This window comes from Acidibrevibacterium sp. (assembly GCF_049965395.1).
In the GTDB taxonomy this organism is placed as follows: domain Bacteria; phylum Pseudomonadota; class Alphaproteobacteria; order Acetobacterales; family Acetobacteraceae; genus Acidibrevibacterium; species Acidibrevibacterium fodinaquatile.
Map to the genome: position 1 here is coordinate 75,026 of NZ_JBMFWJ010000004.1, position 1,620 is coordinate 76,645.

General features: G+C 62.3%; 2 protein-coding genes. Both read left to right on the forward strand.

Features of this window, described 5'->3' with window-relative positions:
- Positions 1-132 precede the first annotated feature (132 nt).
- Complete coding sequence (locus ACP5M5_RS02720) at positions 133-1,269, forward strand: OmpA family protein (protein ID WP_427935370.1); 1,137 nt, start codon at positions 133-135, stop codon at positions 1,267-1,269.
- Between the two features lie 124 nt (positions 1,270-1,393).
- Positions 1,394-1,620, forward strand: a 227-nt coding sequence (locus ACP5M5_RS02725) for an SLC13 family permease (protein ID WP_427935372.1), incomplete at its 3' end; no start/stop codon positions are given.

Here is a 1,620-nt window from a genome sequence, read left to right on the forward strand (position 1 = left end):
GAGGCGAATGCTGCGCCGCGCTCTTCCTACTTCGGGATGAGAGGGCTATCTAACCGCCTGGGCCCAAGACCGCGATCGCGCGGATGAGCCTCTTCCTGCGGCTCGCGTGGGATTAGAAAGAGGAGAGAATACATGAAGCTGCGCATTGCCCTTATGGCTGCATCGGTGCTGGCGTTTCCCTTTGTCGCCCATGCCCAGCCCGTCAATGGGCTTTATGTTGGCGGTGGCGTCGGTCTCAACCTGATGCAGGATGAAACCGTCAATCATTCCACGGCGCTCGGCACCGGTAACGCCATGGCGGCGTTCAACCCGGGCTATCTCGGGGAGGTCAATGTCGGCTATGGCCTCGGGGCGCTGAATAGCGCGCTCAAGGGCTTCCGGGTCGAGCTGGAGGGGGATTACGGTTCCAACTCGCTGCAATCCATGGGCACCGGACCCGGCAATCCCGCCGCCCTCAAGGGCGCGCAGGATAATTACGGCATGATGGCCAATGTCCTCTACGACATCGACCCGAGCATGCTCGGCTTCAACGAGCATTTCGTCTATCCTTATGTCGGTGTCGGCGCCGGCTACCAGATGATGAATCTGAGCGGCTTCAGCCAGAGCTACCTCAATCACCCCGCGGTGACGTCGGGCGGCGGCAATAGCGTCGGTGGTTTCGCCTATCAGGGCATCGTCGGTCTTTCCTTCCCGATCGCCTCCGTGCCTGGGCTCTCGCTGACCACCGAATACCGGATGCTGGCCGTGATGGACCCGCAAGGGGCTTATCATGCCTCGACGACCAGCGGCGGTGCGACGGTGGCCCGCGGTAATCTCGACTTCGGCAATGAATTCAACCATGAGTTCATCCTGGGCGTGCGTTATGCGTTCGGCGCCGCGCCGCCGCCGCCGCCGCCCGCGCCGGCACCGGTCGCGACCCCCGCGCCAGCCCCCGCCCCTGCTCGCACCTATCTCGTATTCTTCGATTGGGATAAGGCCGACCTAACCGATCGCGCCAAGCAGATCGTCGCCGAGGCAGCGCAGGCATCGACCCGGGTGCAATACACGCGGATCGAGGTCAACGGCTATACCGATCGTTCCGGTACGCCGAAATACAACCAGAAGCTCTCGTTGGAGCGGGCGAACAACGTCGCCGCCGAGCTGGTCAGCGACGGGGTGCCGAAGAACGTGATCGATATCCAGGGCTTCGGCGAAACCCATCCCTTGGTGCAGACCGCCGAGGGCGTGCGCGAGCCGCAGAACCGCCGGGTCGAGATCATTATCAAGTAACCTCTCTGCAACGACCTGATGGTTTCGCGGGGTTCGGCGTGATCACGCCGAACCCCGTTCGTTGCGTGATATCAGTGGCTCGGCGGGGGTGTTGCGCGGTCGTGCCGGATGCTAAACCGAAACCATGGATTTTTCACATCTCGCGGCATTGCTGATTTTCACTGCGACTTATGGCGTGGTGGCGTTCGGACGCTTGCCGTTTTTTCGCATCGATCGCGCCGGGGCGGCGTTTCTCGGCGCTGCCTTGATGCTGGCCTCTGGTGTGCTGAGCCGGGATGCCGCTTATCGCGCGATCGATCTCGACACCATCGCGCTGTTGCTTGGCATGATGATCGTCGTCGCGTCCTTGCG